The organism is Thermoflexus hugenholtzii JAD2 (assembly GCF_900187885.1).
Taxonomy (GTDB): domain Bacteria; phylum Chloroflexota; class Anaerolineae; order Thermoflexales; family Thermoflexaceae; genus Thermoflexus; species Thermoflexus hugenholtzii.
In genome coordinates, this window is sequence record NZ_FYEK01000027.1 from 276,974 (window position 1) to 298,767 (window position 21,794).

The following is a 21,794-nucleotide window of genomic DNA, read 5'->3' on the forward strand; positions in this document are numbered from 1 at the left end:
ACTATAAAGCGGAGCGGAGGAGGCCTGCAACTTTCGGGCGGGCCGGTCGCTCCGCCCCGGGTATAATGGACCCGCGATGGGATCCTGCGTGGGAGGGCGGATGAGAGGATGCGACGAGGGATGAGGTGGCTCTCCCGTCTGGGGCCGATGGGGATCTTCGCTCTGCTGCCGGTGTTGCTGCTGGGTCCCACGTTGACTGGGTCGCGGACCATCCTCCCGGCGGATAATCTTTACGAGTGGCAGCCCTGGCGGGCAGCGGCCACCGCTTTCGGGATCGGGGTTCCTCACAACGCGCTGCTCTCCGACCTGGTGCTGGAGAATTACGCGTGGAAGCGCTTTCTCCTCGGGGCCTTGCGGCGGGGAGAGCTCCCTCTATGGAACCCGTATCTGTTCGCCGGCGCGCCCTTCCTGGCCAACGGGCAGCACTCCGCCCTCTATCCGTTCACCGTCCTTTTCCTAATTTTCCCCCTCCCTCAGGCCTACGGGCTGTTTAATGCCCTGCAGCTTTTCTTAGCCGGCCTGGGGATGTATGCCTTGGCGCGGGCCTGGGGCCTGAGTCGGGCTGCAGCGACCTTCGCCGGGGTTGCCTATGAGCTGAGCGCCTTCATGGTGGTCAGCATGGTGTTCCCCATGATCATCGCCGGCGCGGCCTGGCTCCCCTATCTTCTCGCCGCCCTTCACGGGATGATCGAGCGGCGTCCGTTGCTCGGCCGCCCGGCGGCCCTTCCCTGGACGTTGCTGGCGGCCCTCGCCCTGGGCATGAACATCCTGGCCGGGCACGTGGAGATCACCTACTACACCGTCCTGATCGGCCTGGGCTACGGCCTGTGGGGGGCGTGGCGCGCCCGGGCCCGGATCCGCGCCGCGCTGGAGACTCTGGGATGGACCGGCCTGGCGGTGGGCTTGGGGTTCGCTCTGGGGGCGGCCCAGTGGATGCCGCTCTATGAGGTGGTGCGGGAGAATTTCCGCGAGGGGACGGCGACCCTGGAGCAGGTGCTGGGCTGGGCCTATCCCTGGCGCCACCTCCTGGTCTTCCTGATCCCGGATTTCTACGGCAACCCCAGCCACCATGGGGTGCGAGATGTGTTCAGCGGGGCCTGGGTGCCCTTCACGGTGAACGCCTACGGCCAGCCCAACCCGAACGGGGCCTTCACCAGCCACTGGGGGATCAAGAACTATGTGGAAGGAGGGGCATATCTGGGATTGTTGCCGTGGAGCTTCGCTCTCCTCGCGCTGCTCCGCTGGCGATCCCTCGCCCGCTCCCGCGTTCCCATCCTCTTCCTGGTCCTCCTCGCGGCGCTCTCGTTCTCGTTCGCCTTCGGGATGCCCACGTATGCGTTGCTGTATTACGGCCTGCCGGGCATCAACCAGCTCCACTCGCCCTTCCGCTGGATCTGGCCCTTCACCCTGGCGATGGCGGGTCTGGCGGGAGCGGGATTTGAGGTGGCGCTGCGGGAGGAGGGGAAGGCGGTGCGGTGGATGGCCCTGGGATGGATGGGAGTGGGGGCGCTCACCCTAGCCGCCCTGGTCCTGGCCCGCTGGGGGATGCCGGAAACCGCCCTGTCCCTCGCCGAGCGGGCCCTCCATGCCTTGGCCAAGGCGCCGGAGGCCTTCCCGGACGGACGCACGTTTTTCTCTTATCAGTTCTGGAACCTGCTTCGTTTCGGCGGGGTGGCCCTGGGGAGCGGCCTGGCCCTCCGGCTGTTTCAACCCCGTCCGGTTCGCCGTGTCCTGCCCATCGGGATGCTGGCCCTGGACCTGCTCCAGGCGGGGGCGGGGTTCTATCCGGCCGCCGATCCCCGCTGGCTGGACTTCGTCCCGCCGGTCGTTCGGTTCCTGCGCCAGGATCCCGGTCCGTGGCGGCTGACGACCTTCGATCCGCACGGGCGCAAGACCTTCAATGCCAACGGCCCCTGGTTGTATGATCTGCAAGACGTGCGGGGCTACGACTCCATCATCCTCAAGCGTTACGTGGCCTATATGTCGGCCATCCAGTCCCAGCACGAGCTGCCCTTCAATCGCATCGCCCCCCTCACCGATCCGGCCGCCCTGGATTCCCCGCTGCTGGACGCCCTGAATGTGAAATACGTGGTCACGGAGGAGGAGATTCCCTCGCCCCGTTACACGAAGGTTTACGAAGGGGAAGTGCGGGTCTACCGCAACGAGGGCGCCATGCCCCGGGCGTGGACGCTGCCTCTGACGGCCACGGTCTTCCACCGGGACCCCTTCGCGGCGCTGCGGCAGTTCGATCCGCGCTTCCATGCGGTGGTGGATCGCCCACTCCCGGAGCTGGAGCGGTTCGGGGAGCGGGGGACGCCGCGCCCGGCGGCGGTCACCGTTTACGGGATCAACGAGGTGTGGGTGGACGCGGCGGTGGAGGAGCCCTCCTGGCTGGTGCTGGCGGACACCTTCTTCCCGGGGTGGGTGGCGTATCGGCGGCCCATCGGGGGGAGCGAGCAGGAGGAACGGTCGCTGGAGATCTACGCCGTTAACGGCCTGTTCCGGGCAGTGATCCTGCCGCCGGGCCGCTGGACGGTGCGGTTCCGCTACAGCCCGCTTTCGGTGAAGCTGGGATTCTTCACCACCTTCATCGGCGGGATGGGGATGATTTTCCTGGCGGCCCTCTGGCTCTGGGGGCGCCTGTATCGGGAGGAGCTGGAGCACTCCACCGCCCGCCGCGTCCTCAAGAACAGCCTCACCGCCATGGCCCTCAACCTCTTCACCCGCTCCATCGATTTCGCCTTCGCCGCCCTGATGCTGCGCATCCTGGGCCCGGAGGCGGCGGGGAAGTATTACTTCGCCATCGTCCTGGTGGGCTGGTATGAGATCCTCTCGAACTTCGGCTTGAACGTCTGGCTCACGCGGGAAGGGGCGAAGCGCCGCGATCAGGTCAATCGCTATTTCGTCAATAGCTCAGCCCTGCGTCTGATCCTGCTTGCCGCCTGGCTGCCGCTCCTGCTCCTGGTCACCGGGCTCTGGATGGGGCTGTTCCGCCTGAGCGGCGACACTGCCCTGGCCATCCTGTTGCTGGCCCTGGCCCAGGTTCCCGCCAGCCTCTCCACCGGCATCACCGCTCTCTTCTACGTGTATGAGAAGGCGGAGATCCCCGCCGCCCTCACCGTGGTGACCGTCCTACTGAAGGTCGGCTTCGGCGTGCCCATCCTCCTGATGGGCGGGGGGTTCGTCGGGCTGGCGGCCTCCTCGGTGGTCGTCAATGGGATCACCCTGGCCCTGCTCAGCGGCATTGCCTTCCGGACCTTCTTCCGCCCGCGCTGGGAGGACGATCCGGCCCTGCGGCGGGAGATGATCCGCGAATCCGCCCCTCTGATGCTGAACCATCTCCTGGCCACCCTGTTCTTCAAGATCGATGTCCCCATCCTCCAGGCGTTGAAAGGGGATGTGCAGGTGGGGTGGTATAGCACCGCTTACAAGTGGCTGGACGCGCTGAACATCATCCCCGCCTACACGACCTTCGCGGTGTTCCCGGTGATCTCCCGGCAGGCGGCCGGCTCGACAGAGGCCATGCGGCGTTCAGTGATCCTCACCCTCAAAGGTCTGGCAGCGATCGCCGTCTTCATCGCGGTGCTCTTCACCTTCCTGGCCGAGCCCCTCTCGTATCTCCTGGGGGGCGCCCAGTATCTCCCTCACGCGGCCATCGCCCTGCGCATCATGATCTGGTCCATCCCCATCGGGTGGATGAACAGCCTGATCAACTATGTGCTGGTGGCCCTGGGCCGACAGCGTTACCAGACCAAAGCCTTCCTCATCGCCCTGGGGTTTAACGCCCTGTCGAACCTGCTGGCGATCCCGCTCTTCGGGTATATAGCGGCGGCGGTGATCACCATCCTGTCCGAGATCGTCGAGGGGCTCGCTTTCTATTACGACCTGCGGCGGAGGATAGGGCCGTTGCCTTGGGGGGAGATCCTGGGGCGGCCGCTTCTGGCGGGCGTCGTCATGGGTAGCCTCATAGCCGCCCTCTGGAGGACGACGCCGATCCTCGCCCTGCCCTTAGGCGCCCTCGGTTACGGGCTCGCCTGGTGGGCGCTGCGGCCCTTCAACGCGGAGGAGTCGGCCCGGATCCGCGAGATGCTCCCACTGCGCCGCTCCCCCCCGGCTTAGTCTGCGCGCTCCTTAAGGGGGCGCTCATGCCTCCTCAAAGGGATCCCACGCCGGGTTCGTGTAAGCCCAGCGGCAATGGATGTGATCGTTGGCGTTGCAGATCAGGTCGTGGGAACAGCGACGGGCGAGGACCCGATAAGCCATGTCGGAGAGATGATCGCTCCGCGGGTAGATCCGCTGCTCCAGCAACGCCACCTCGGTCTTCAGGATCGGACAGTAGCGGGTTTCCACCAGATACCATGCCATGGATGCCCCCTCTCAAAAAGGATCACCCACTTTGATCCTATTCGGAAGTGCTCAGGGGGATGAAGTGCTTTTCTTCAGGTGTGGAGGGTGAGGATCGTCCGGTTCCGGGGGACGAAGTGGGATTCGGCCCTCAGCGCCTTCGTTTTCCTGCGACTCCAAGGACCAGACCCATCAGCCCGCCTATCATGGCCATGCCCAGGCCGATCCGCAGGCTCCCCGGTCGGAACCGCAACGTCACCCGGTGACGTCCCGGGGGTACCTCCACGCCCCGGAAGACAGCGTTGGTCCGGTAAATGGGGACGCGGAGGCTATCCACTGTGGCCTGCCAACCAGGGTAAAAGGTGTCTGAGAGGATTAGCAGGGCGGGAGCGTCCGTCTCCACATCCAGGATGACCTCATTCGGGCTGTAGCGAGCGACCCCGATCCGTCCTCGACCTTCCCCGTTGAGCCGCGGCCCGTTCTGGACAACGGCGATCTCCTCCGGACGGAAGTGTTCGTCCAGCACCCGTTTCAGCGCCTCGCCGTAGTGGCCCACAACCTCCGTCCGGTAAACCAGCCAGACCCGGGGGAGGGCCCGGGTGTGGAGGTGGATGTCGATGGCCGGATCGTCCACGAAAACGGGCCAGATCCCCTCGCCGCCGGGAGGAGCCCCTTTGGGGACCACAATGTATTTGACCCCCAGCATCCGGTAAGCAGGATGGGTTGCGGAGGGGATCCACCAGCGCAGGATGTTGAACTCCCGGAGCTCCATCGGGTTGCCTGTTCCCTGGGGGACCTCGAAGCCGGCCATCTGCAAGGCGATGGGGGGCCAGAGGTCGCGCGCCGCCGGATCCACATCCACCCGGAACCAGCCGGGATCCGCGCGCAGGAAGCGCAGGGCCTGCGGATGAGGATCCCGGTGAGGCGGGGAGGGTTCCGCTTCGGCGGTGGCTCCCAGGGCCACCAGCTCGGCGGTCAAAAGCAGCGGCAGGGCGGGGCGAAGCCATGTCCTCCCCTGTGAGATCGCCCAGCTGGACAGAGCGGTTCCCCACGCCAGGAAGGCGGCGAAACGCAGCCCGGTTACGGCGCGCGCCCGGGCGGGTCCTTCCGGGGCTTCCGCAGCCCAGCGCGGGGCGATCCCCCAGAGCACCAGCCCGCCCATCGACAACGCCATGGCCCAGAGGATCACTGTTCGCGGACGCAAGCGACGGAGCTGTTCAACCCCCATGGCACCGGCGATGGCCAGCGCGAAGGAAACCAGATAGATCGCCCGGGCGGTTTTCCAAGTCTCCGAGAACAGGGGGAGCCGAGCCAGGGCAGGGTAGAGCGGCCCCTGGTAGCCAAGGGAGAACAGCAAGGCCAGCGTGCCCAGGCCGATCAGCCCCCACGTCCAACGAAAACGCAAGGTCCCGAATACCCCCAGCAGGGCCAGATACAGGGTCACCGATCCTGCGTAGCCGCTCTCCACACGATTTGCCGGAAGCCAGAACTGATCCGCTCCCCGCCCGTGGAAGAGCGGGCTGAGGAAATCGATGAGCATCGCGGGTGGAAATTCATACCCCCGCCGCTGCTCGAGGGGAACGCCGGCGCGATCCGTCATGGGGAGCCGCTCCAGACCGGGGAGGAGGGAGGGGGCGGCCAGGGCGATGCCCAGCAGCCCGGCTAAGGCCAGCCGTCCGATTCGGTAGAAGCCCCGGGGCCATCCCCCTTCCACCGCTTGCCCGAAGGCGTAAAGCCCCACCGCGATCATCCCATACAGCGCTGCCTGTCCGTGCCCGGAAAGGAGGAGTAGGGCGATGGGAAGGGCACCGAGGGGGATCCTGTGGGTTCGCCGCGCGGCTTGGTCCACACCGGCCAGCGCCCACGGGAGCCAGGCCATTGCGTCGTTGAACTGGGGGTGGCCCAGGTGGACCACAAATGGGTCCGAGAACATATAGGCGAGGGCGCCGGTGAGGGCGGCGGAGCGTCCCAGCCTCCAGATCGGCGAACGACGCAGATACACATACATCCCGACTCCGGCCAACCACAGGCTGAATGCGCCGCGCAGCAGCACCCATCCCGGCGGGATCGGGGAAGCCAGGAAGAGGGGCCAGTTGAGGGGGTTGAACAGGCCGTATTGCCCCTCGGAGAAGATCGGGTCCCCTCCCAGCATCCGGGGGTTCCACAGCGGAAGGACGCCGCGTCTCAGCTCTTCGGCCACGAAGGACCAGACCGGATACAGTTGCCCCCACAGATCGCCGCCTCCCTTGGGGAAACGGTATCCGGCGATCCAGAGGGGCCAGAAAAAGAGGGCTGTCGCGCCGATCAGGAACAACGCCGGCGTCCCGTCCCGGCGGACGGCCCGGAGGATTCCCTTCCAGCGGGCGAGCGTGGGCGTTTCATCGGCGATGATCATCAAGGCTCTCGCCCCATCCGGCGGCTTGGGGGCTCTCCCTCACGTGGGATCCAGGGGATCGGCATCCGGCTGCCGCGCGGGACGAGGATCCGCGAGGCCTATGCCCTCGCGCGCTTCCCTGGTCCCCAAACAGAAGTTTACTGCTTTCGGCGCGCGGCCGTTTCAACCAGGTATAGCATCGGACCGGCCCGGGAGGCGTCCGGCTTCCCCGGTCCAGAGCCTGCTAAGGAAGGCGGGCCAGGGCCTGTTCCAGGTCGGCCAGCAAATCGTCCGGGTCCTCGATGCCCAGCGAGAGACGGACCAGGTTGTCCGTGATGCCGATGGCGGACCGCTCCTCGGGGTCCATCTCATAGTAGGACATCAGGGCGGGTTGTTCGATCAGGCTCTCCACCCCGCCCAGGCTGGGCGCGATATACGGGATGTGCAGGGCGTCGATGAAGCGGGAGGTGCCCTCGCGATCCGCCGCGACTTCGAAGGTGACCACCCCCCCGAACCCGCGCATCAGGCGGCGGGCGACGGCGTGATCCGGATGGGAAGGCAGCCCCGGATACCAGACCCGGCGGATGCGGGGATGGGCGCTGAGGAACTCGGCCACCCGCATGCCGTTCTCGTTCTGCCGATGCACCCGCAGGGCCAGGGTCTTCAGGCCCCGCAGGACCAGATAAGCCGCGTGGGGATCCAGGATGCCGCCGATCATCGCCTGCATCTCCCGCAGCCCGGCGATCAGGTCGGCGGATCCTGCCACCACCCCGGCCATCACATCGTTGTGGCCGGAGAGATACTTGGTGGCGCTGTGGATCACGAGGTCGATCCCATAATCCAGGGGGCGCAGGTTGATGGGGGTGGCGAAGGTGGCGTCCACCACCGTGCGGATGCGGCGCCGACGGGCGATCTCCGCCAGCCGCTCCAGGTCCATCACCCGCAGATACGGGTTGGTTGGGGTCTCCGTGAAGATGAGCCGGGTGTTGGGCCGGATCGCGGCCTCGAGGGCTTCGAAATCCCCGATGGGCACCACCGTGGCCTCCACGCCGAAGCGGCGCAAGAACTGGAGCACGAACTGGCGGGTGCGCCGGTAGGCGTCTTCCGTGACGATCAGGTGGGCTCCGCTGCGCAGGGAGGCGAAGAGGATGGCGGTGACCGCGGCCATGCCGGAGGAGAAGGCTGCCGCGGCCTCCGCCCCTTCCAGGGCAGCCACCCGGGCCTCCAGGGCGGCGACGGTGGGGTTCCCGTAGCGCCCGTAATCCACGCGGCCGCCGGCCGCGCCCCACTGCCGGGCCTCCTGGAAGGCGATCAGGTCCGCCGTGTCCCGGAACGCATAGGTGGCGGTCTGGACGATGGGTGGGACCACCGCGTGGTAGGGGTTATGGCGCTCCGCACCGCCGTGCACCGCCCGCGTGGATGGGCCGCGGATCTCCAGCGAGGTGGCGCATCCGGTTTCCGTCTGCAGCTCCATCGCCGGCACCTCCTTTATCCGTTGCGGAAGAAGATGATGCGATCCTTCGACCACCTCTGAGACGGATGGGAGGAGCAAGGCGAGGCCTGTAGGGATAACAAAAAGGCCCCTTCTGGGAAAAGGGGCCTCGCGTCAGGCCACCCTTATCTCCCAGAAGCGCGGCGAACGCTTCTGCCGGACTTGGCACCTTACCCGCGCGGCCGTTCGCCGGTCGGCCGCCCGCTACGGCGGGCAGGTTGCCGGGGCTTCATCGGGCCGGGTCCCTCCACCCACTCTGGATAAGAGCGGCACCCATATTCGGTTGTTTGGGATGATTATAGCGAGGACCCTTCGCGAATGCAAATCTCGTCCCTCTGGCCTCAGCGCCTTCCGGGCTCCGGAGAGGAAGCCGCGGCGCATAGAGGCCTGTGTGGTTGCTGCTACCGTTCAGCCTCGATATAATCTTGTAGGATATCGGCGCTTCGACTTGCAAATCACGGGGCGTCGCCCCCGGAGGAGCGCCGCATCGCAGGCTTCAAGGCGGATCTGTGAGGAGCAAGCGGTGGCGATGGCATGGCCCGGCCCGATGGATTGGGAGCACATGGAGATCACGGAAGCGGATCTGGAGGCGTTGCTGAACCGCTTCCTGGAGGATCCGCTTCCCCGCACCGATGAGGAGCTGGCTCGTATCCTGATCCGGCAGCGCCTGCAGGAGATTGAGGAGCGCCGGCGTGCTGCCCTCGCCGGCACCCGTCCCTTCCGCCCCCGGGATCGCTATGAGGTGGGGGAGCGCCTCTTCTTCCCACACATGGGTTTCGCAGTGGGAACGGTAGTGGGGATCCGCGAGGGTCATAACCCCGAGATCGGCCCCTTCAAGGTGATCCAGGTGCGCTTTGAAGAGGATGGGACCGTTCGGGAGTTCGCAGCGGAGTATCCGCTTCCACATCGCCTCAACGATCTGGATGGGTGGCGGGGACCTGATGAGAAGGAGCTGCGCCCGGAGGAGATCTGGGACCGGTGGGGGCCGCGCATCCGGGAGCAGCTGCGGGCGCGGCTGGAGGCCAGCCCGGATTTCGTCCGGGTAGGGGATCACTGGTTCCCTCGGGCCTTGCTGGTGGAGCTCCATGAGGGCCACCTGAATCTGGTGGAGGCGGTCCTCGATGTCCACAACGGAGGGCCTCTCTCGCCGGAGGAGCTCCTGCCGCATCTGGAGCTCCCGGCGGATGTTCCCCTGCCCCTGCGGGTCTTCTCCCTGAACGCGGCCCTCTACCGGGATCCTCGCTTCGATGAGGTGGGTCCAGCAGGTCAGTTCCTGTGGTTCCTGCGGCGGATGGAACCCCTGGAGGTGCAGGAGACGCCACCCCGCCTGCAGGGTCGACCCTATGGGGGGGACCGCGCGCGCCTCGATGAGGCCCTGCGGCGCATCGCGGCGGAGATCGATGACGAGCTCAGCGACCCGGAGGAGATCCGCCCGGGCCTGGGGGAGGCCGATGAGGTGATCTGGGTCGCTTCCTATCCTCATTTGCGAAGTGGGACAGCGCCCCTCACCCGGCGCACCGGCCAGGTCTTCCCCCTGGGCCGAACCCATCGCATCCGTTTTGAGTTTGAGGATCCGGTTAGCGGCCGACGCTGGCCCGGATGGGTGGTGCGGGAGCGGAAATACGTTTTCGGCCTCAAGGAATGGTATGAGGCCTATCAGGTCCAGCCGGGCTGCCTGGTGGCCTTCCGACGCTCCCCGGAGCCCGGCGTGATCCGGGTGACATTGCGGGGCCGCAGCCGGCGCGACTGGGTGCGGGTGGTTCGGGCGGAGGAGGGCCAGCTGGCCTTTGAGATGCTTCGTCGGCAGATCCCGGGCGAGTTCGATGACCAAAGCCTGATCGTTGTGGATGATCCGGCGGCCCTGGAGGAGCTGTGGACCCGCTGGCGGAACCGTCCGGCCCGGGCTCTGGCTCAGCAGTTGCTTCCATCGCTGGCCCGGCTCACCCCTCAGGGCACCGTCCACGCCCGCACGCTCTACCAGGCTGTGAACCTGCTGATCCGGACGCCGCCGGAGCCGCTCTTCGAGGAGATGATGAGCCTGCCCGGGTGCCTCTACCTGGGCGATGGATACTGGCGGTGGCGGGAGGAAGAGGCATGAGCAGCCGTCCGGGTCCATCGCTGCAGCGCCTGATCAAACCTACCCTCGATACTCCTTTCCACATCGACCTGGACTGGTGGAAGCGCAAGGGCCAGGATCTGCGGGTGTATTTGATGAGCCATCTCTGCCCGGAGCATCGGGAGCGCTTCCTCGCTCACCCGGAGGAGACGGAGATCGACTGGGTGGATCCAGAGACCGCCGAGGTGCGGCGGGTGGATGGGCTGTGGCATATCCTCCTGCAGCATTGCAGCCGCCAGCCGGATTTCATCACGCCTCAAACCCCGCTCACCGATGCGGTGTTCCGGCTGTTGTTGGTGAACGGCAACCAGCCCATGACCCCGCGACAGATCGCCCAGGCCCTCCAGAAGCGCACCGGCCGGTGGGAGGACCCTCAGAAGATCCTCCAGACCATCGGCGGGCGCGTGGTGCATCAGGGGATCCGACCGGTCCTGGAGTGAGCCCCGATGCAGGTGACGGCGAAGCTGCATGCGATCCTGCGCCGCTACCGCCCCACCGGGATCCGGGATGAAGGGATCCCGGTGGAGATCCCGGAGGGAGGCACCCCTCGCGATGTCGCGGCGGCGCTGGGGATCCCTCTGGAGCTGATCCACGCGGTCTTCGTCAACGAAGTCCAGGCCACGCTGGATACGCCTCTTCAACCCGGGGATGTGGTTCGTCTCTTCCCACCGGTGGTGGGGGGCGCCGAATAATCCCCGGCGACACCCTGAAACAAGGCCATGGCCGAGCCCATCCGGCTCTTTGTGAGCAGCAGTCCGGACCTGGAGGCGGAGCGGGAAGTGGTCGGGCAGGTGGTGGCCGGCCTCCCGATCCGGCTGGGGTGGGAGATCCGGCACACCCCGAAGCCGGGGGAGGCCCTCGCCCCCGCCCTGGAGGCCGTGGAGGCCGCGCATCTGTATGTCTTCATCCTGGGCATGGATTACGCCGCCCCCATGGGGCTGGAGTGGGGACGGGCGGTCCGGGCACGGAAGCGAACCCTGGTCTTCGTGAAAGAGGTCCCACACAGCCCGGCGGCGGCCCTGTGGTTGAGCGAGCACGGGGCGAAGGTCGAGCGCATCGCTTTCGATTCGCTGGCTGCCTTCCGCCATGCCTTTGAACGTCACCTGATCCAGGCCTTGCTGGATCTGGCGGAGACGTTGCGGCTCCATCTCGATGAGATCGAAGGGCTGGCCGCACGGATGAAGGCGCTGGAGGAGGCAGCCCTTCAAGCCCCTGCCGTGGCCCGGGGCGCGGACCGCAGCGCTATCATCCTGGGGGAGCGCTGATGGGCCCCCGTTGCTGGATCGGGACGTCCGGGTGGGTTTACCCCCACTGGCGCGGCGTGTTCTACCCCGAAGATCTCCCGCAGCGCCGCTGGTTCTCCTATTACGCGGCTCATTTCGACACGGTGGAGATCAACAACACCTTCTATCGTCTGCCCTCCGAGGCGACCTTCGATCGCTGGCGCGACCAAGCCCCGGAAGGCTTCCGCTACGCCGTGAAGGCCAACCGGTATCTCACCCATGTCCGCCGGCTGAAAGATTGCGCGGACCCCCTCGTGCGCTTTCTGGAGCGCGCTCGGCGCTTGGGCGATCGCCTGGGGCCGATCCTCTATCAGCTTCCTCCCGGGTGGCCACCGGATCCCGGCCGCCTGGCGGCGTTCGCGGCCCTCCTCCCCCCGGATATGCTTCACGTGTTTGAGCTTCGGGATCCCCGCTGGTGGATTGAGCCGGTGCGGGAGGTGCTGGCCCGAGGCGCGCTCTCCTTCTGTCTGTTCGATATGCCGGAGCTCTCCCCTCCGCTCTGGGTGACCGGGCCGGTGGTGTATATCCGGTTTCATGGATCGACGGCCCTCTATGCGGGGCGTTACGCTCGCGAAGCGCTGGCGGCCTGGGCGGAGCGCATCCGGGGGTTCCTGCATGCTGGCTATGAGGTCTACGTGTATTTCAATAACGACGCCTTCGGCCACGCCGTGATCAACGCCATGGAGTTGCGGGAGATGCTGGGGTGAGCGGTCATCCGGGGAACGCCACGGCGATCGCCTCGGCGAGGGTGCGCGCGGGCAGCAGGGTGAGCTCGGGCGGGATCTCCCGCAGGCGTCGGGCGGTTCGGGGGAGGAGACAGCGCCGGAAGCCCAGCTGGGCCGCCTCCGCCAGGCGCAGCTCCATATGTCCCACGGCCCGCAGCTCCCCGGATAGCCCGACCTCCCCGATGAACACCATGTCCGGCGGAAGGGGGCGGTCCCGGGCGGAGGAGACGATGGCCATGGCGATGGCCAGGTCGGCGGCTGGCTCGTCCACCCGCAGCCCCCCCACCACGTTCACGAAAAGGTCGTGATCGTGCAAGCGCAGGCCCACCCGTTTGGTGAGCACGGCGACCAGGAGCAGGAGGCGGTAAGGATCCACCCCGTTGGCGGTGCGCCGGGCGGCCCCGGGAGGGGCGGGGCTGACCAGGGCCTGGATCTCCACCAGCAGCGGGCGGGTGCCCTCCATGGTCACGGCCACGGCGGAGCCGGAGGCCTGGATGAGGCGTTCGGCCAGGAAGAGCTCGGAGGGGTTGGGCACCTCGGCCATGCCATCCCCGCGCATCTCGAAGACCCCCACCTCCGAGGTGGCCCCGAACCGGTTCTTCACGCTGCGCAGCAGGCGGAAGGCGTGATACCGATCCCCCTCCAGGTAAAGGACGGTGTCCACAATGTGCTCCAGCAGCTTGGGCCCGGCGATCAGCCCCGCTTTGGTGACGTGGCCGATCAGGAAGATGGTGATCCCCAGGTTCTTGGCCATGGCCTGAAACCGGACGGCGCACTCGCGCACCTGGCTGACGCTCCCCGGAGGGGAAGGGATCTCCTCCACGTAGACGGTCTGGATGGAGTCCACGATCACCAGGCGGGGGCGCATCCCCTGGATGTGATCCGCCAGGGCGTCCATCCGGGTTTCGTTTAGGAGATACAGATGGGGATTGTGTAAGCCCAGGCGGTCGGCGCGCATCTTCAGCTGGCCGAGGGATTCCTCCCCGGAGATATAGAGGACGGGGAAATCGGGGCCGGCCATGCGATCGGCCAGCTGCATCAGGAGGGTGGATTTCCCAATCCCCGGATCGCCGGCCACCAGGACCAGGGAGCCGGGCACCACGCCGCCGCCCAGCACCCGGGCGAACTCCCCGATGGGCAGCGGCCAGCGCGTCACCTCAGCGGCTGCCACCGCCGGAAGCGGCACCGGCTGGGCCCCCGGTTTCCCGGCGAGGCCCACCGCCCGCACGGTGGGAGCGGGGGACATCTCCACCAGGGTGTTCCACTCCCCGCAGTCCGGGCAGCGCCCCATCCACTTCGGGTGCACCGCCCCGCACTTCTGACACACATATTGCGTTCGCGGTCGCGCCACGTCAGATCTCCAGATCGATGGGAGGCCAGGCCTGTTCTGCGCAGCTTCCGACGATGAGGTCCGCGAATGGAGCATGCTTGCTCGCCATCATTTTAACATAGCGAGAGGGGATCCCTCCCGTGCACGGATTTGCTGCTTCCCGTCGTCTGTGGGATGATCCTTTGAGGGAGCAGGGAACCGGGGCGCGCTGGGGGAGTGGGGATCTTTCACAAAGGGGATGGCTTCCATGGAGGCCGATCGCGCGCACCGGGTTCTCCTGGACGGATCCCGTTTGATCGTTGAGGCCTGCGTGCAGGCCGGAGCGGACGTTTATGTAGGTTATCCGATCACCCCTGCGAATCTGATCTTCTCATATGCCAGCCAGCGCTTCCCCATCGCCCTGCCGGCTCCCGATGAGATCACCGCGCTTCAATGGATGGCGGGCCTCTCCGCCGCCGGCTTTTTACCGGTGACCGCCACTTCCTTCCCGGGCTTCGCGTTGATGGTGGAGTCCATCAACATGGCCTATATGATGGAGCTCCCCATGCTGATCATACTGGTCCAGCGGCTGGGACCCTCCACGGGGACGGCTACGGTCGGCGCGCAGGGGGACGTGCTGCTTCTGGACGGCCTGATCTCCGGGGGTTATCCGCTCCCGGTTTTTTGCCCCGCGGATCTTGAGGATTGCTGGCGGCTGCCGCCGATCGCTTTGCAAACCGCTGTAGATCTGCGCACACCTGTGGTTCTGCTCAGCTCGAAAGAGATGGTGATGACGCAGCACAGCTTCGACCTGAGCCGCCTCTCACCGATTGAGCCCATCCGCCGCTCTTTCTATCAGGGATCCGCCCCATATCGGGCCTATGATCCAGGGGATGGTCTGGTCCCTCCCTTCCTCCCGGTGGGCAACGAGCGCCATCCGGTGCGGTTGAACGCCTCCACGCACGATCGCTCCGGGATCCTGCGGTCAGCCGACGAGGAGGCGATCGCCAACACACGCCGTTTGGGGGAGAAAATCGAGGCGCTCACGCCAGTCCTTTATGAGCTGGACGAGCAGGAGGGGGCGCGTGCGCTGATCGTCAGCTATGACATTACCAGCGGGGCGGCCCGGGAGGCCGCGGCGATCCTGCGGGCCCAGGGCGTGCCGGTTTCCCTGCTTCTCATCCGCACGTTGCTGCCGATCCCCGCGATCTACTATGAAGTGCTGGCCCGATATCCCCGGGTGGTGATCGCAGAGGAAAACACCCAGGGCCAGCTGGCCCGTCTGCTCTTCGGGTGGCGGACCCCTGACCATGTCCGCCGGGTGGGCGCGGTCGGGCGCATGGTGCGTCCGGAGGAGATCGTTCGGGAGGTCCTGGCTCCATGAGCGCCTTCCTGACCCGTCCGGATCTGCCTTTCTGTAAGGGTTGCGGGCACCACTTTGTGGTGCGCAGCACGGTGAAAGCGCTGGAGATCCTGGGGGTGGATCCCCTGGATGTAATCCTGGTCACGGACATCGGCTGCCACGGCATCGTTGATGGCCACTTCGCCACCCATACCGTGCATGGACTTCATGGGCGGGCGGTAGCCCTGGCGGCAGGGATTGCCATGGGGCTTCCACCGGGTAAGAAGGTCATTGTTTACGTCGGAGATGGAGGGGCCACCATCGGCTTGCAACACATCCTGGAAGCGGCGCGGATGAATGTGGATCTCACCGTGGTGGTGCACAACAACATGCTTTACGGGATGACCGGTGGCCAGCCCAGCGGGTTGACCCCCCGGGGCTTCCGCACGGCGATCACCCCGCAAGGTGTGAAGTTGCCTCCCCATGATCTCTGCCAGCTGGCGTTCGACGCCGGGGCCTCCTTCGTGGCCCGTGTCCTCGGGCAAGGGGATTTCTCCGAAGTCCTCCACCGGGCGATGAGGACGGAGGGGTTCGCGCTGGTGGAGGTCCTGGAGCTCTGTGTGGAATATGGGGTGAAGTGGAATCCGGGCCTGCGGCTGAAGGCCCTGGTCGAAGAGGCCGGCCTGGCCCTCGGGACCTGGGCGCGCCCCCCCCGGCCTGTGTTCCGCCTGCCTGAGGCGGCAGACGGATCTCCGGGCCCGCGCGGCCCGGGGTTGCTGGACCTCCCTCCGGTGGAGACGAAATTCCACTCTACCCTGAGGGGACGCTGGGCCCTGGTCCTGAGCGGCTCCGCCGGGGAGGGGGTGCAGCAGGCGGCGATGATCCTGGCCCGCGCGGCGATGGCAGCCGGGCTCCATGTGGCCCGCCGGGGCAGCTATCCGGTGACAGTGGGGGTAGGCTTCTCCACAGCGGAGCTCATCCTCTCCGCGGATCCCATCCTGTATCCGGGGGTTCAGGAGCCGGATGCGGTGGTGATCACCTCTGAGGATGGCCTCTCCCATCAGCAGGATCGGATTCGAGGGATGCGTCGGGGGATCCTCTGGCTGGAGGCCTCCCTGTCGGTCCCGGAGACCGGAGCGGAGGTGCGGCTCCGGCGTTTCCGGGAACCCGCAGGAGCTCGCTACGCCGCCCTGTATGCGCTGGGGGTGGTCCTTCAGGAAACCGGGATCCTCCCCCTGGAGGCCCTTCAGGAGGCCATCCGGGAGAGCCCCCTGGGTTCGCAGTTCCCCTTCCATCTGCTCCCGCGTGAGAACGGCGGGAGCGGCGGCTGATGGAATGCCTTTGTTCCTCTAATGATCTTCTAATGGAAGCGGCCTAAAATGGGGGCCGTGGAGAACAGGGGGGATCCGTGGCGTGGGTCTGCCGGAACTGCGGGATTGAGTTCGACTGGCAGCCGGTCCGGGTGGGCCGGCACGCTTACTGTTGCCTGGGATGCGCCCAGGGAGGGCCGTGCCAGTGTGATTACGCCCGGTTGCCATCGCCCACAGCGCCGACGGCGCTGGCTCAGCGTGGGCCCTTCCCGTCGGCGCAGATGCGGATCCGGCGACCCGCCCCCCTGGCGGGCGTTTCCCATTCGGAAGGAGGGGAACCGATGAATCCTGCGGAGGAGGTCTCCGATGGCCAAGAAGGGGCGGATCGTCGGCATTGATCTGGGGACGACCAACTCGGTGATTGCTGTGATGGAGGGCGGGGAGCCCAAGGTGATCCCCATCGCCGAGGGCGGCAACCTCTGCCCTTCGGTGGTCGCCTTCACCAAGACCGGGGAGCGCCTGGTGGGCCTGCCGGCCAAGCGCCAGGCCATCATCAATCCGGAGAACACCGTGTTCTCCATCAAGCGCTTCATGGGCCGGCGCTACCACGAGGTCCTGGAGGAGATCCGGCGGGTTCCCTATAAGGTGGTGGAGGGGCCCAACGGAGACGCCCGGGTGTTCATCCCGGCGGTGAGCAAGGAGTTCACGCCCCAGGAGATCTCGGCGATGATCCTGCGCAAGCTGAAGCAGGACGCTGAGGCCTACCTGGGCGAGCCGGTCACCCAAGCGGTGATCACCGTGCCGGCCTATTTCAACGACAGCCAGCGCCAGGCCACTAAGGACGCAGGGAAGATCGCCGGGCTGGAGGTGCTGCGCATCATCAACGAGCCCACGGCCGCGGCCCTGGCTTACGGGCTGGACAAGAAGAAGAACGAGATCATCCTGGTGTGGGACCTGGGCGGCGGGACCTTCGATGTGTCGATCCTGGAGGTCGGCGACGGCGTGATCGAGGTGAAGGCCACGGCGGGCGACACGCACCTGGGCGGTGATGATTGGGACCAGGTGATCATCGACTATGTAGCCGAAGAGTTCATGAAGGAGCACGGGATCGACCTGCGCAAGGACCGCCAGGCCCTGCAGCGCCTGAAGGAGGCGGCCGAGAAGGCCAAAATCGAGCTCTCCACCCTGATGGAGACGGAGATCAACTTGCCCTTCATCACGGCCACGGCCGATGGGCCCAAGCACCTTCAGATGCGCCTGACCCGGGCCAAGTTCGAGCAGCTCTCCCGCCATCTGGTGGAGCGGCTGAAGGGTCCCTTCGAGCAGGCGTTGCGGGACGCCAAGCTGCGCCCGGAGCAGATCGACGAGGTGATCCTGGTCGGCGGTGCCACCCGCATGCCCATGGTGCAGCAGTTGGTCCGGGAGCTGACCGGCAAGGAGCCGCACAAGGGTGTCAACCCGGACGAGGTGGTGGCCGTCGGCGCGGCGATCCAGGCCGGCGTGCTGGCCGGCGAGGTCCGGGATGTGCTGCTCCTGGACGTGACGCCGCTCTCCCTGGGGGTGGAGACCCTGGGCGGGGTGATGACAGTGATCATCCCGCGCAACACGACCATCCCGGTGCGCAAGACCGAGGTCTTCACCACCGCCGAGGACTTCCAGACGGCGGTGGACATCAAGGTCTACCAGGGCGAGCGGCCGATGGCGGCGGACAATATCCTGCTGGGCCAATTCCGCCTGGAGGGCATCCCGCCGGCGCCGCGGGGTGTGCCGCAGATCGAGGTGACCTTCGACATCGATGCCAACGGCATCCTCAACGTCTCGGCCCGGGATCGGGCGACCGGCAAGGAGGCCAAGATCACCATCACCGCCTCCACCAACCTGTCCAAGGAGGAGGTGGAGCGGCTCCTCAAGGAGGCCGAGCGCTACGCCGAGGAGGACCGGCGCCGGCGTGAGCTGGCCGAGGCCCGCAACGAGGCGGACAACATGATCTACAGCGTGGAGCGCTCGCTGCGGGAGCTGGGCGATCAGGTGAGCCCGGCGGACCGCGAGCGCCTGGAGGGCCTGATCCGGCAGCTGAAGGAGGCGATGGGCACGGACAACACGGCCCGCATCCGGCAGCTCACCCAGGAGCTGCGCCAGGCGGCCCTGGCCATCGGCCAGGCGGTCTATCAGCGGGCTGCGGCGACCGGCGGCTCGGGCAGCTCCCGGCCCTCGGGCGAGGGCGAGGTCGTGGAGGGCGAATACCGCCAGGTCTGAGGCCGATCGAGCTCCTCCCCGGTCTCCGTTCAGAAGAACGGAGGCCGGGGAGGACGAACCGGCGCGCATCCTGCGTTCATCATTCCAGACCTTCTCCTCACTCCCAGCCGGAGCGGAACCCATGGATCTGGATGTGATGGACGACGCGACCCTGCAGGCGAAGGTGGAAGAGCGCCTCTACCGTTATGATCCCCTTCGCGTGAATTTCCATCTGATCCGGATCTGCGCGCGGGACGGACGGGTGATCCTGGAGGGGGTGGTGCCTTCCACTTCCATGAAGCGTATGGCGGAGACCCTCGCCCGGGCGGTGCCGGGAGTGCGGGAAGTGCAGAACGATCTGATCTCGGATCCCGAGATCGAGGCCGAGCTGGGCCTGCGCCTGGCGGCGGATCCAGACCTCAGCCCGCCGCGCGCCCGGGTGCTGGTCACCAGCGTCCAGGGTGATGTCACGCTGGCTGGCTGGGTGCCCGATGAGGCCGCGCGCCAGCGCGCGGAGGAGATCGCCCGCTCCGTCCGCGGCGTTCGTAATGTGGTGAACAACCTGCGCGTGAAGGCGCTGGCCCGGCGGGCAGCCTGAGGCTCTTACGAAACTCTTATGCGGCTCTTGCGCGGCTCTAACACAGCCGAATTACGATAGGGGGATGGAACGCCCCGATCCCAGGAACGGCACGAGGAGGCCTGCGATGGCTGGCGAGATCCGCCGGTGGGATCCCTTCCAGGAGGTCCTCTCCCTTCGGCGGGCCATTGACCGCATCCTGGACGAGGCCTTCGCCCGTCCCTCCCTCTTCTTTGGCTCCGCCGATTGGCCGGCGGTGGATATTTACGAAACCAAGGACGAGGTGGTGGTGAAAGCCGCCGTCCCCGGGGTCCGGCCGGAGGATCTGGAAGTGACGGTGAGCGGGAACACCGTCACCCTCCGTGGGGAGCTCCGGGAGGAGCAGGAGGCCCGGGAGGGATCCTGGGTGCGTCAGGAGCGTCGCTTCGGCGCCTTCACCCGCTCCTTTGTGCTCCCGGTTGAGGTGGTCGCAGACAGGGCCACGGCGGAATACGAGCATGGGGTCCTGACCCTGCGGCTGCCCAAAGCCGAGGCGGTGAAGGCGCGGACGATTAAAGTCAAGGTGAAGTAAGCAGTCTCTCAACCCCCTAATCTGAGTTCCCCGAGGAGGGCAGAGATGGCGGAGCTCAAACTTCGACCGCTTGCGGATCGGGTGGTGGTGGAGCCCATCGAGCGGGAGGAGATGACCCCGAGCGGCATCATCCTCCCGGAGACGGCGAAGGAGCGCCCTCAGGAAGGCCGCGTGATCGCCGTGGGCCCGGGGCGCGTGGATGAGAGCGGCAAGCGGGTTCCGATGGAGGTCAAGGTCGGCGATCGCGTCCTCTTCGCCAAATACGCCGGCACCGAGTTTAAGGTGGATACCACCAAGAAGCTCCTCATCCTCAAGGAGAGCGATATCCTGGCGATCATTGAGGAGTAGGGGCGAAAAACCTCTCCCCCTCAACCTTTAATCCCAGAGAAGGAGGTGATCGGAGATGGCGCCCAAGCAGCTGGTTTTCGGTGAGGAGGCTCGCCGCCGCCTGAAGCGCGGCATCGACATCCTGGCCAACGCGGTGGGGACCACGCTGGGGCCCAAGGGCCGCAATGTGGCGCTGGACAAGAAGTGGGGGGCCCCCACGATCACCCACGATGGGGTGACGGTGGCCAAGGAGATCGAGCTGCCCGATCCCTATGAGAACATGGGCGTGCAGCTCCTCAAGGAGGCGGCCACCAAGACCAACGACGTGGCCGGCGATGGGACGACTACGGCGACGGTCCTGGCTCACGTGATGGTCACGGAGGGGATGAAGAACGTGGCCGCGGGGGCCAACCCGATGCTCCTGAAGAAGGGCATCGAGATGGCCGTCAAGGCCGTGGTCGAGGAGATCAAGCGGATGGCCAAGCCGGTCCAGAGCAAGGACGACATCGCCCACGTGGCCGCCATCTCCTCGGCGGACCCGGAGATCGGGAACCTGATCGCCGAGGTGATGGACAAGGTGGGCAAGGACGGCGTGATCACAGTGGAGGAGTCCAAGACCGGCCTGCCCTTTGAGACCGAGTATGTGGAGGGGATGCAGTTCGATCGGGGCTACATCTCGCCCTACTTCGTGACCAACCCCGAGACCATGGAGGCCGTGCTCGAGAACCCCTACATCCTGATCCACGACAAGAAGATCTCCGCCGCGGCGGATATCATCCCGGTCCTGGAGCGCCTCCTCCAGGAGGGCGAGACCCGCTCCCTGCTGGTCATCGCTGAGGATGTGGACGGTGAGGCCCTGGCGACCCTGGTGCTCAACAAGCTGCGGGGCATCATCAACGCCGTGGCGGTGAAGGCTCCTGGCTTCGGCGAGCGCCGCAAGGCCATGCTCCAGGACATCGCCATCCTCACCGGCGGGCAGGTGATCAGCGAGGAGCTGGGCCGCAAGCTGGAGAACGTGCGCATCTCCGACCTCGGCCGGGCCGACAAGGTGGTGGTGACCAAGGATGACACCACCATCATCGGCGGGCGCGGCGATCCGAAGGCCATCAAGGGCCGCATTGAACAGATCAAGGCGGAGATGGAGAAGACCACCAGCGACTACGACCGCGAGAAGCTCCAGGAGCGGCTGGCCAAGCTGGCCGGCGGGGTGGCCATCATCCGCGTCGGCGCGGCCACCGAGGTTGAGCTCAAGGAGAAGAAGCACCGCGTGGAGGACGCCCTGTCGGCGACCCGCGCCGCGGTGGAGGAGGGCATCGTCCCCGGCGGCGGCGTGGCCCTGCTGAACGCCGCTAAGGCCCTGGATAACCTGAAGGCCGATGGCGACGTCCAGACGGGCATCAACATCGTGCGCCGCGCCCTGGAGGAGCCGCTCCGCCGCATTGCCGAGAACGCCGGCGAGGACGGCGCAGTGGTGGTGGAGATGGTGCGCCGCCTCCAGAAGGAGAAGAACAACTCGAACATCGGTTACAACGTGCTCACCGGCGAATACGTGGACATGGTGGAGGCGGGCATCATCGACCCGGCCAAGGTGACCCGGACCGCCCTGGAGAACGCCGCCAGCGTCGCGGCCATGATCCTCACCACCGAGGCCCTGGTCACCGAGGTGCCGGAGAAGAAGAAGGAGACCACGCCGACGCCGTCCGAGGAGTTCTGATCCCGGGTCGAAGCCCGGATCCGACAGGGGCGGGTCCTCGGCCCGCCCCTGTCCCTTTCCCGGATCGCCTGACAG

At 66.7% G+C, this 21,794-nt stretch carries 17 protein-coding genes and 1 riboswitch; of the genes, 13 read left to right on the forward strand and 4 right to left on the reverse strand.

Annotated elements, in window-relative coordinates; genetic code table 11:
- The first annotated feature begins 108 nt into the window (after nt 1-108).
- Nucleotides 109-4,119, forward strand: coding sequence for a flippase (locus CFB18_RS07465; RefSeq protein ID WP_143597545.1), 4,011 nt, complete (start codon nt 109-111; stop codon nt 4,117-4,119).
- Nucleotides 4,120-4,143: 24 nt separating this feature from the next.
- Here the strand turns inward: CFB18_RS07465 and CFB18_RS07470 are convergent, their stop codons facing one another.
- From CFB18_RS07470 to CFB18_RS07480, 3 genes are all read right to left on the reverse strand, one after another.
- Nucleotides 4,144-4,365, reverse strand: coding sequence for a hypothetical protein (locus CFB18_RS07470; protein WP_088571172.1), 222 nt, complete (start codon nt 4,363-4,365; stop codon nt 4,144-4,146).
- Nucleotides 4,366-4,495: 130 nt separating this feature from the next.
- Nucleotides 4,496-6,739: a YfhO family protein gene (locus CFB18_RS07475; protein ID WP_088571173.1), complete on the reverse strand. Its 2,244-nt coding sequence runs from the start codon at nt 6,737-6,739 to the stop codon at nt 4,496-4,498.
- 223 nt (nt 6,740-6,962) lie between these two features.
- Nucleotides 6,963-8,192, reverse strand: a complete 1,230-nt coding sequence (locus tag CFB18_RS07480) for a trans-sulfuration enzyme family protein (RefSeq protein ID WP_088571174.1) — start codon at nt 8,190-8,192, stop codon at nt 6,963-6,965.
- Between the two features lie 140 nt (nt 8,193-8,332).
- Nucleotides 8,333-8,477, reverse strand: a riboswitch (SAM riboswitch).
- Nucleotides 8,478-8,733: 256 nt separating this feature from the next.
- On the opposite strand from CFB18_RS07480, the gene CFB18_RS07485 reads away from it, so the two are divergent.
- From CFB18_RS07485 to CFB18_RS07505, 5 genes are read left to right on the forward strand one after another with little or no spacing between them, the layout of a single operon-like run.
- Complete coding sequence (locus CFB18_RS07485) at nt 8,734-10,308, forward strand: hypothetical protein (RefSeq protein WP_143597546.1); 1,575 nt, start codon at nt 8,734-8,736, stop codon at nt 10,306-10,308.
- Nucleotides 10,305-10,766: a hypothetical protein gene (locus tag CFB18_RS07490; protein WP_088571176.1), complete on the forward strand. Its 462-nt coding sequence runs from the start codon at nt 10,305-10,307 to the stop codon at nt 10,764-10,766. The genes CFB18_RS07485 and CFB18_RS07490 overlap by 4 nt, the downstream gene beginning before the upstream one ends.
- 6 nt (nt 10,767-10,772) lie before the next feature.
- A complete protein-coding gene (locus CFB18_RS07495; RefSeq protein WP_088571177.1) occupies nt 10,773-11,018 on the forward strand; it encodes a MoaD/ThiS family protein in 246 nt (81 codons plus the stop codon).
- Nucleotides 11,019-11,045: 27 nt separating this feature from the next.
- Nucleotides 11,046-11,591 carry a hypothetical protein gene (locus tag CFB18_RS07500; RefSeq protein ID WP_088571178.1) on the forward strand — a complete coding sequence of 182 codons (546 nt, stop codon included), beginning with the start codon at nt 11,046-11,048 and terminating at the stop codon, nt 11,589-11,591.
- Nucleotides 11,591-12,316: a DUF72 domain-containing protein gene (locus CFB18_RS07505; RefSeq protein WP_088571179.1), complete on the forward strand. Its 726-nt coding sequence runs from the start codon at nt 11,591-11,593 to the stop codon at nt 12,314-12,316. Before CFB18_RS07500 ends, CFB18_RS07505 begins: the two co-directional genes overlap by 1 nt.
- 4 nt (nt 12,317-12,320) lie before the next feature.
- Here the strand turns inward: CFB18_RS07505 and radA are convergent, their stop codons facing one another.
- Entirely contained in the window at nt 12,321-13,685 is a 1,365-nt protein-coding gene (gene radA / locus CFB18_RS07510; RefSeq protein WP_234977026.1) for a DNA repair protein RadA, read from the reverse strand.
- Nucleotides 13,686-13,911: 226 nt separating this feature from the next.
- Here radA and CFB18_RS07515 point away from each other — a divergent pair, with 226 nt between their 5' ends.
- From CFB18_RS07515 to groL, 7 genes are all read left to right on the forward strand, one after another.
- Nucleotides 13,912-15,027 carry a hypothetical protein gene (locus tag CFB18_RS07515; RefSeq protein WP_159461629.1) on the forward strand — a complete coding sequence of 372 codons (1,116 nt, stop codon included), beginning with the start codon at nt 13,912-13,914 and terminating at the stop codon, nt 15,025-15,027.
- Nucleotides 15,024-16,316 carry a thiamine pyrophosphate-dependent enzyme gene (locus CFB18_RS07520; protein ID WP_088571182.1) on the forward strand — a complete coding sequence of 431 codons (1,293 nt, stop codon included), beginning with the start codon at nt 15,024-15,026 and terminating at the stop codon, nt 16,314-16,316. The genes CFB18_RS07515 and CFB18_RS07520 overlap by 4 nt, the downstream gene beginning before the upstream one ends.
- Before the next feature lie 345 nt (nt 16,317-16,661).
- Nucleotides 16,662-18,551: a molecular chaperone DnaK gene (dnaK, locus tag CFB18_RS07525; protein WP_088571183.1), complete on the forward strand. Its 1,890-nt coding sequence runs from the start codon at nt 16,662-16,664 to the stop codon at nt 18,549-18,551.
- A 121-nt stretch (nt 18,552-18,672) separates the two neighbouring features.
- Entirely contained in the window at nt 18,673-19,128 is a 456-nt protein-coding gene (locus tag CFB18_RS07530; RefSeq protein ID WP_088571184.1) for a BON domain-containing protein, read from the forward strand.
- Nucleotides 19,129-19,234: 106 nt separating this feature from the next.
- On the forward strand, nt 19,235-19,678 hold the full coding sequence (locus CFB18_RS07535) for an Hsp20/alpha crystallin family protein (RefSeq protein WP_088571185.1): 444 nt from the start codon (nt 19,235-19,237) through the stop codon (nt 19,676-19,678).
- A gap of 45 nt (nt 19,679-19,723) precedes the next feature.
- Nucleotides 19,724-20,026, forward strand: coding sequence for a co-chaperone GroES (gene groES / locus CFB18_RS07540; protein ID WP_088571186.1), 303 nt, complete (start codon nt 19,724-19,726; stop codon nt 20,024-20,026).
- A gap of 55 nt (nt 20,027-20,081) precedes the next feature.
- On the forward strand, nt 20,082-21,719 hold the full coding sequence (gene groL, locus CFB18_RS07545; protein ID WP_088571187.1) for a chaperonin GroEL: 1,638 nt from the start codon (nt 20,082-20,084) through the stop codon (nt 21,717-21,719).
- Nucleotides 21,720-21,794 lie beyond the last annotated feature (75 nt).

Bases quoted from the DNA above. Each gene is read 5' to 3' on its own strand.
- CFB18_RS07515 (WP_159461629.1), top strand. From the start codon at position 13,912: ATGGAGGCCGATCGCGCGCACCGGGTTCTCCTGGACGGATCCCGTTTG.
- groL (WP_088571187.1), top strand. From the start codon at position 20,082: ATGGCGCCCAAGCAGCTGGTTTTCGGTGAGGAGGCTCGCCGCCGCCTG.
- CFB18_RS07465 (WP_143597545.1), top strand. From the start codon at position 109: ATGCGACGAGGGATGAGGTGGCTCTCCCGTCTGGGGCCGATGGGGATC.
- CFB18_RS07470 (WP_088571172.1), bottom strand. From the start codon at position 4,365: ATGGCATGGTATCTGGTGGAAACCCGCTACTGTCCGATCCTGAAGACC.
- CFB18_RS07520 (WP_088571182.1), top strand. From the start codon at position 15,024: ATGAGCGCCTTCCTGACCCGTCCGGATCTGCCTTTCTGTAAGGGTTGC.
- CFB18_RS07480 (WP_088571174.1), bottom strand. From the start codon at position 8,192: ATGGAGCTGCAGACGGAAACCGGATGCGCCACCTCGCTGGAGATCCGC.
- CFB18_RS07495 (WP_088571177.1), top strand. From the start codon at position 10,773: ATGCAGGTGACGGCGAAGCTGCATGCGATCCTGCGCCGCTACCGCCCC.
- CFB18_RS07475 (WP_088571173.1), bottom strand. From the start codon at position 6,739: ATGATCATCGCCGATGAAACGCCCACGCTCGCCCGCTGGAAGGGAATC.
- CFB18_RS07505 (WP_088571179.1), top strand. From the start codon at position 11,591: ATGGGCCCCCGTTGCTGGATCGGGACGTCCGGGTGGGTTTACCCCCAC.
- CFB18_RS07490 (WP_088571176.1), top strand. From the start codon at position 10,305: ATGAGCAGCCGTCCGGGTCCATCGCTGCAGCGCCTGATCAAACCTACC.
- dnaK (WP_088571183.1), top strand. From the start codon at position 16,662: ATGGCCAAGAAGGGGCGGATCGTCGGCATTGATCTGGGGACGACCAAC.
- CFB18_RS07535 (WP_088571185.1), top strand. From the start codon at position 19,235: ATGGCTGGCGAGATCCGCCGGTGGGATCCCTTCCAGGAGGTCCTCTCC.
- groES (WP_088571186.1), top strand. From the start codon at position 19,724: ATGGCGGAGCTCAAACTTCGACCGCTTGCGGATCGGGTGGTGGTGGAG.
- CFB18_RS07530 (WP_088571184.1), top strand. From the start codon at position 18,673: ATGGATCTGGATGTGATGGACGACGCGACCCTGCAGGCGAAGGTGGAA.
- CFB18_RS07500 (WP_088571178.1), top strand. From the start codon at position 11,046: ATGGCCGAGCCCATCCGGCTCTTTGTGAGCAGCAGTCCGGACCTGGAG.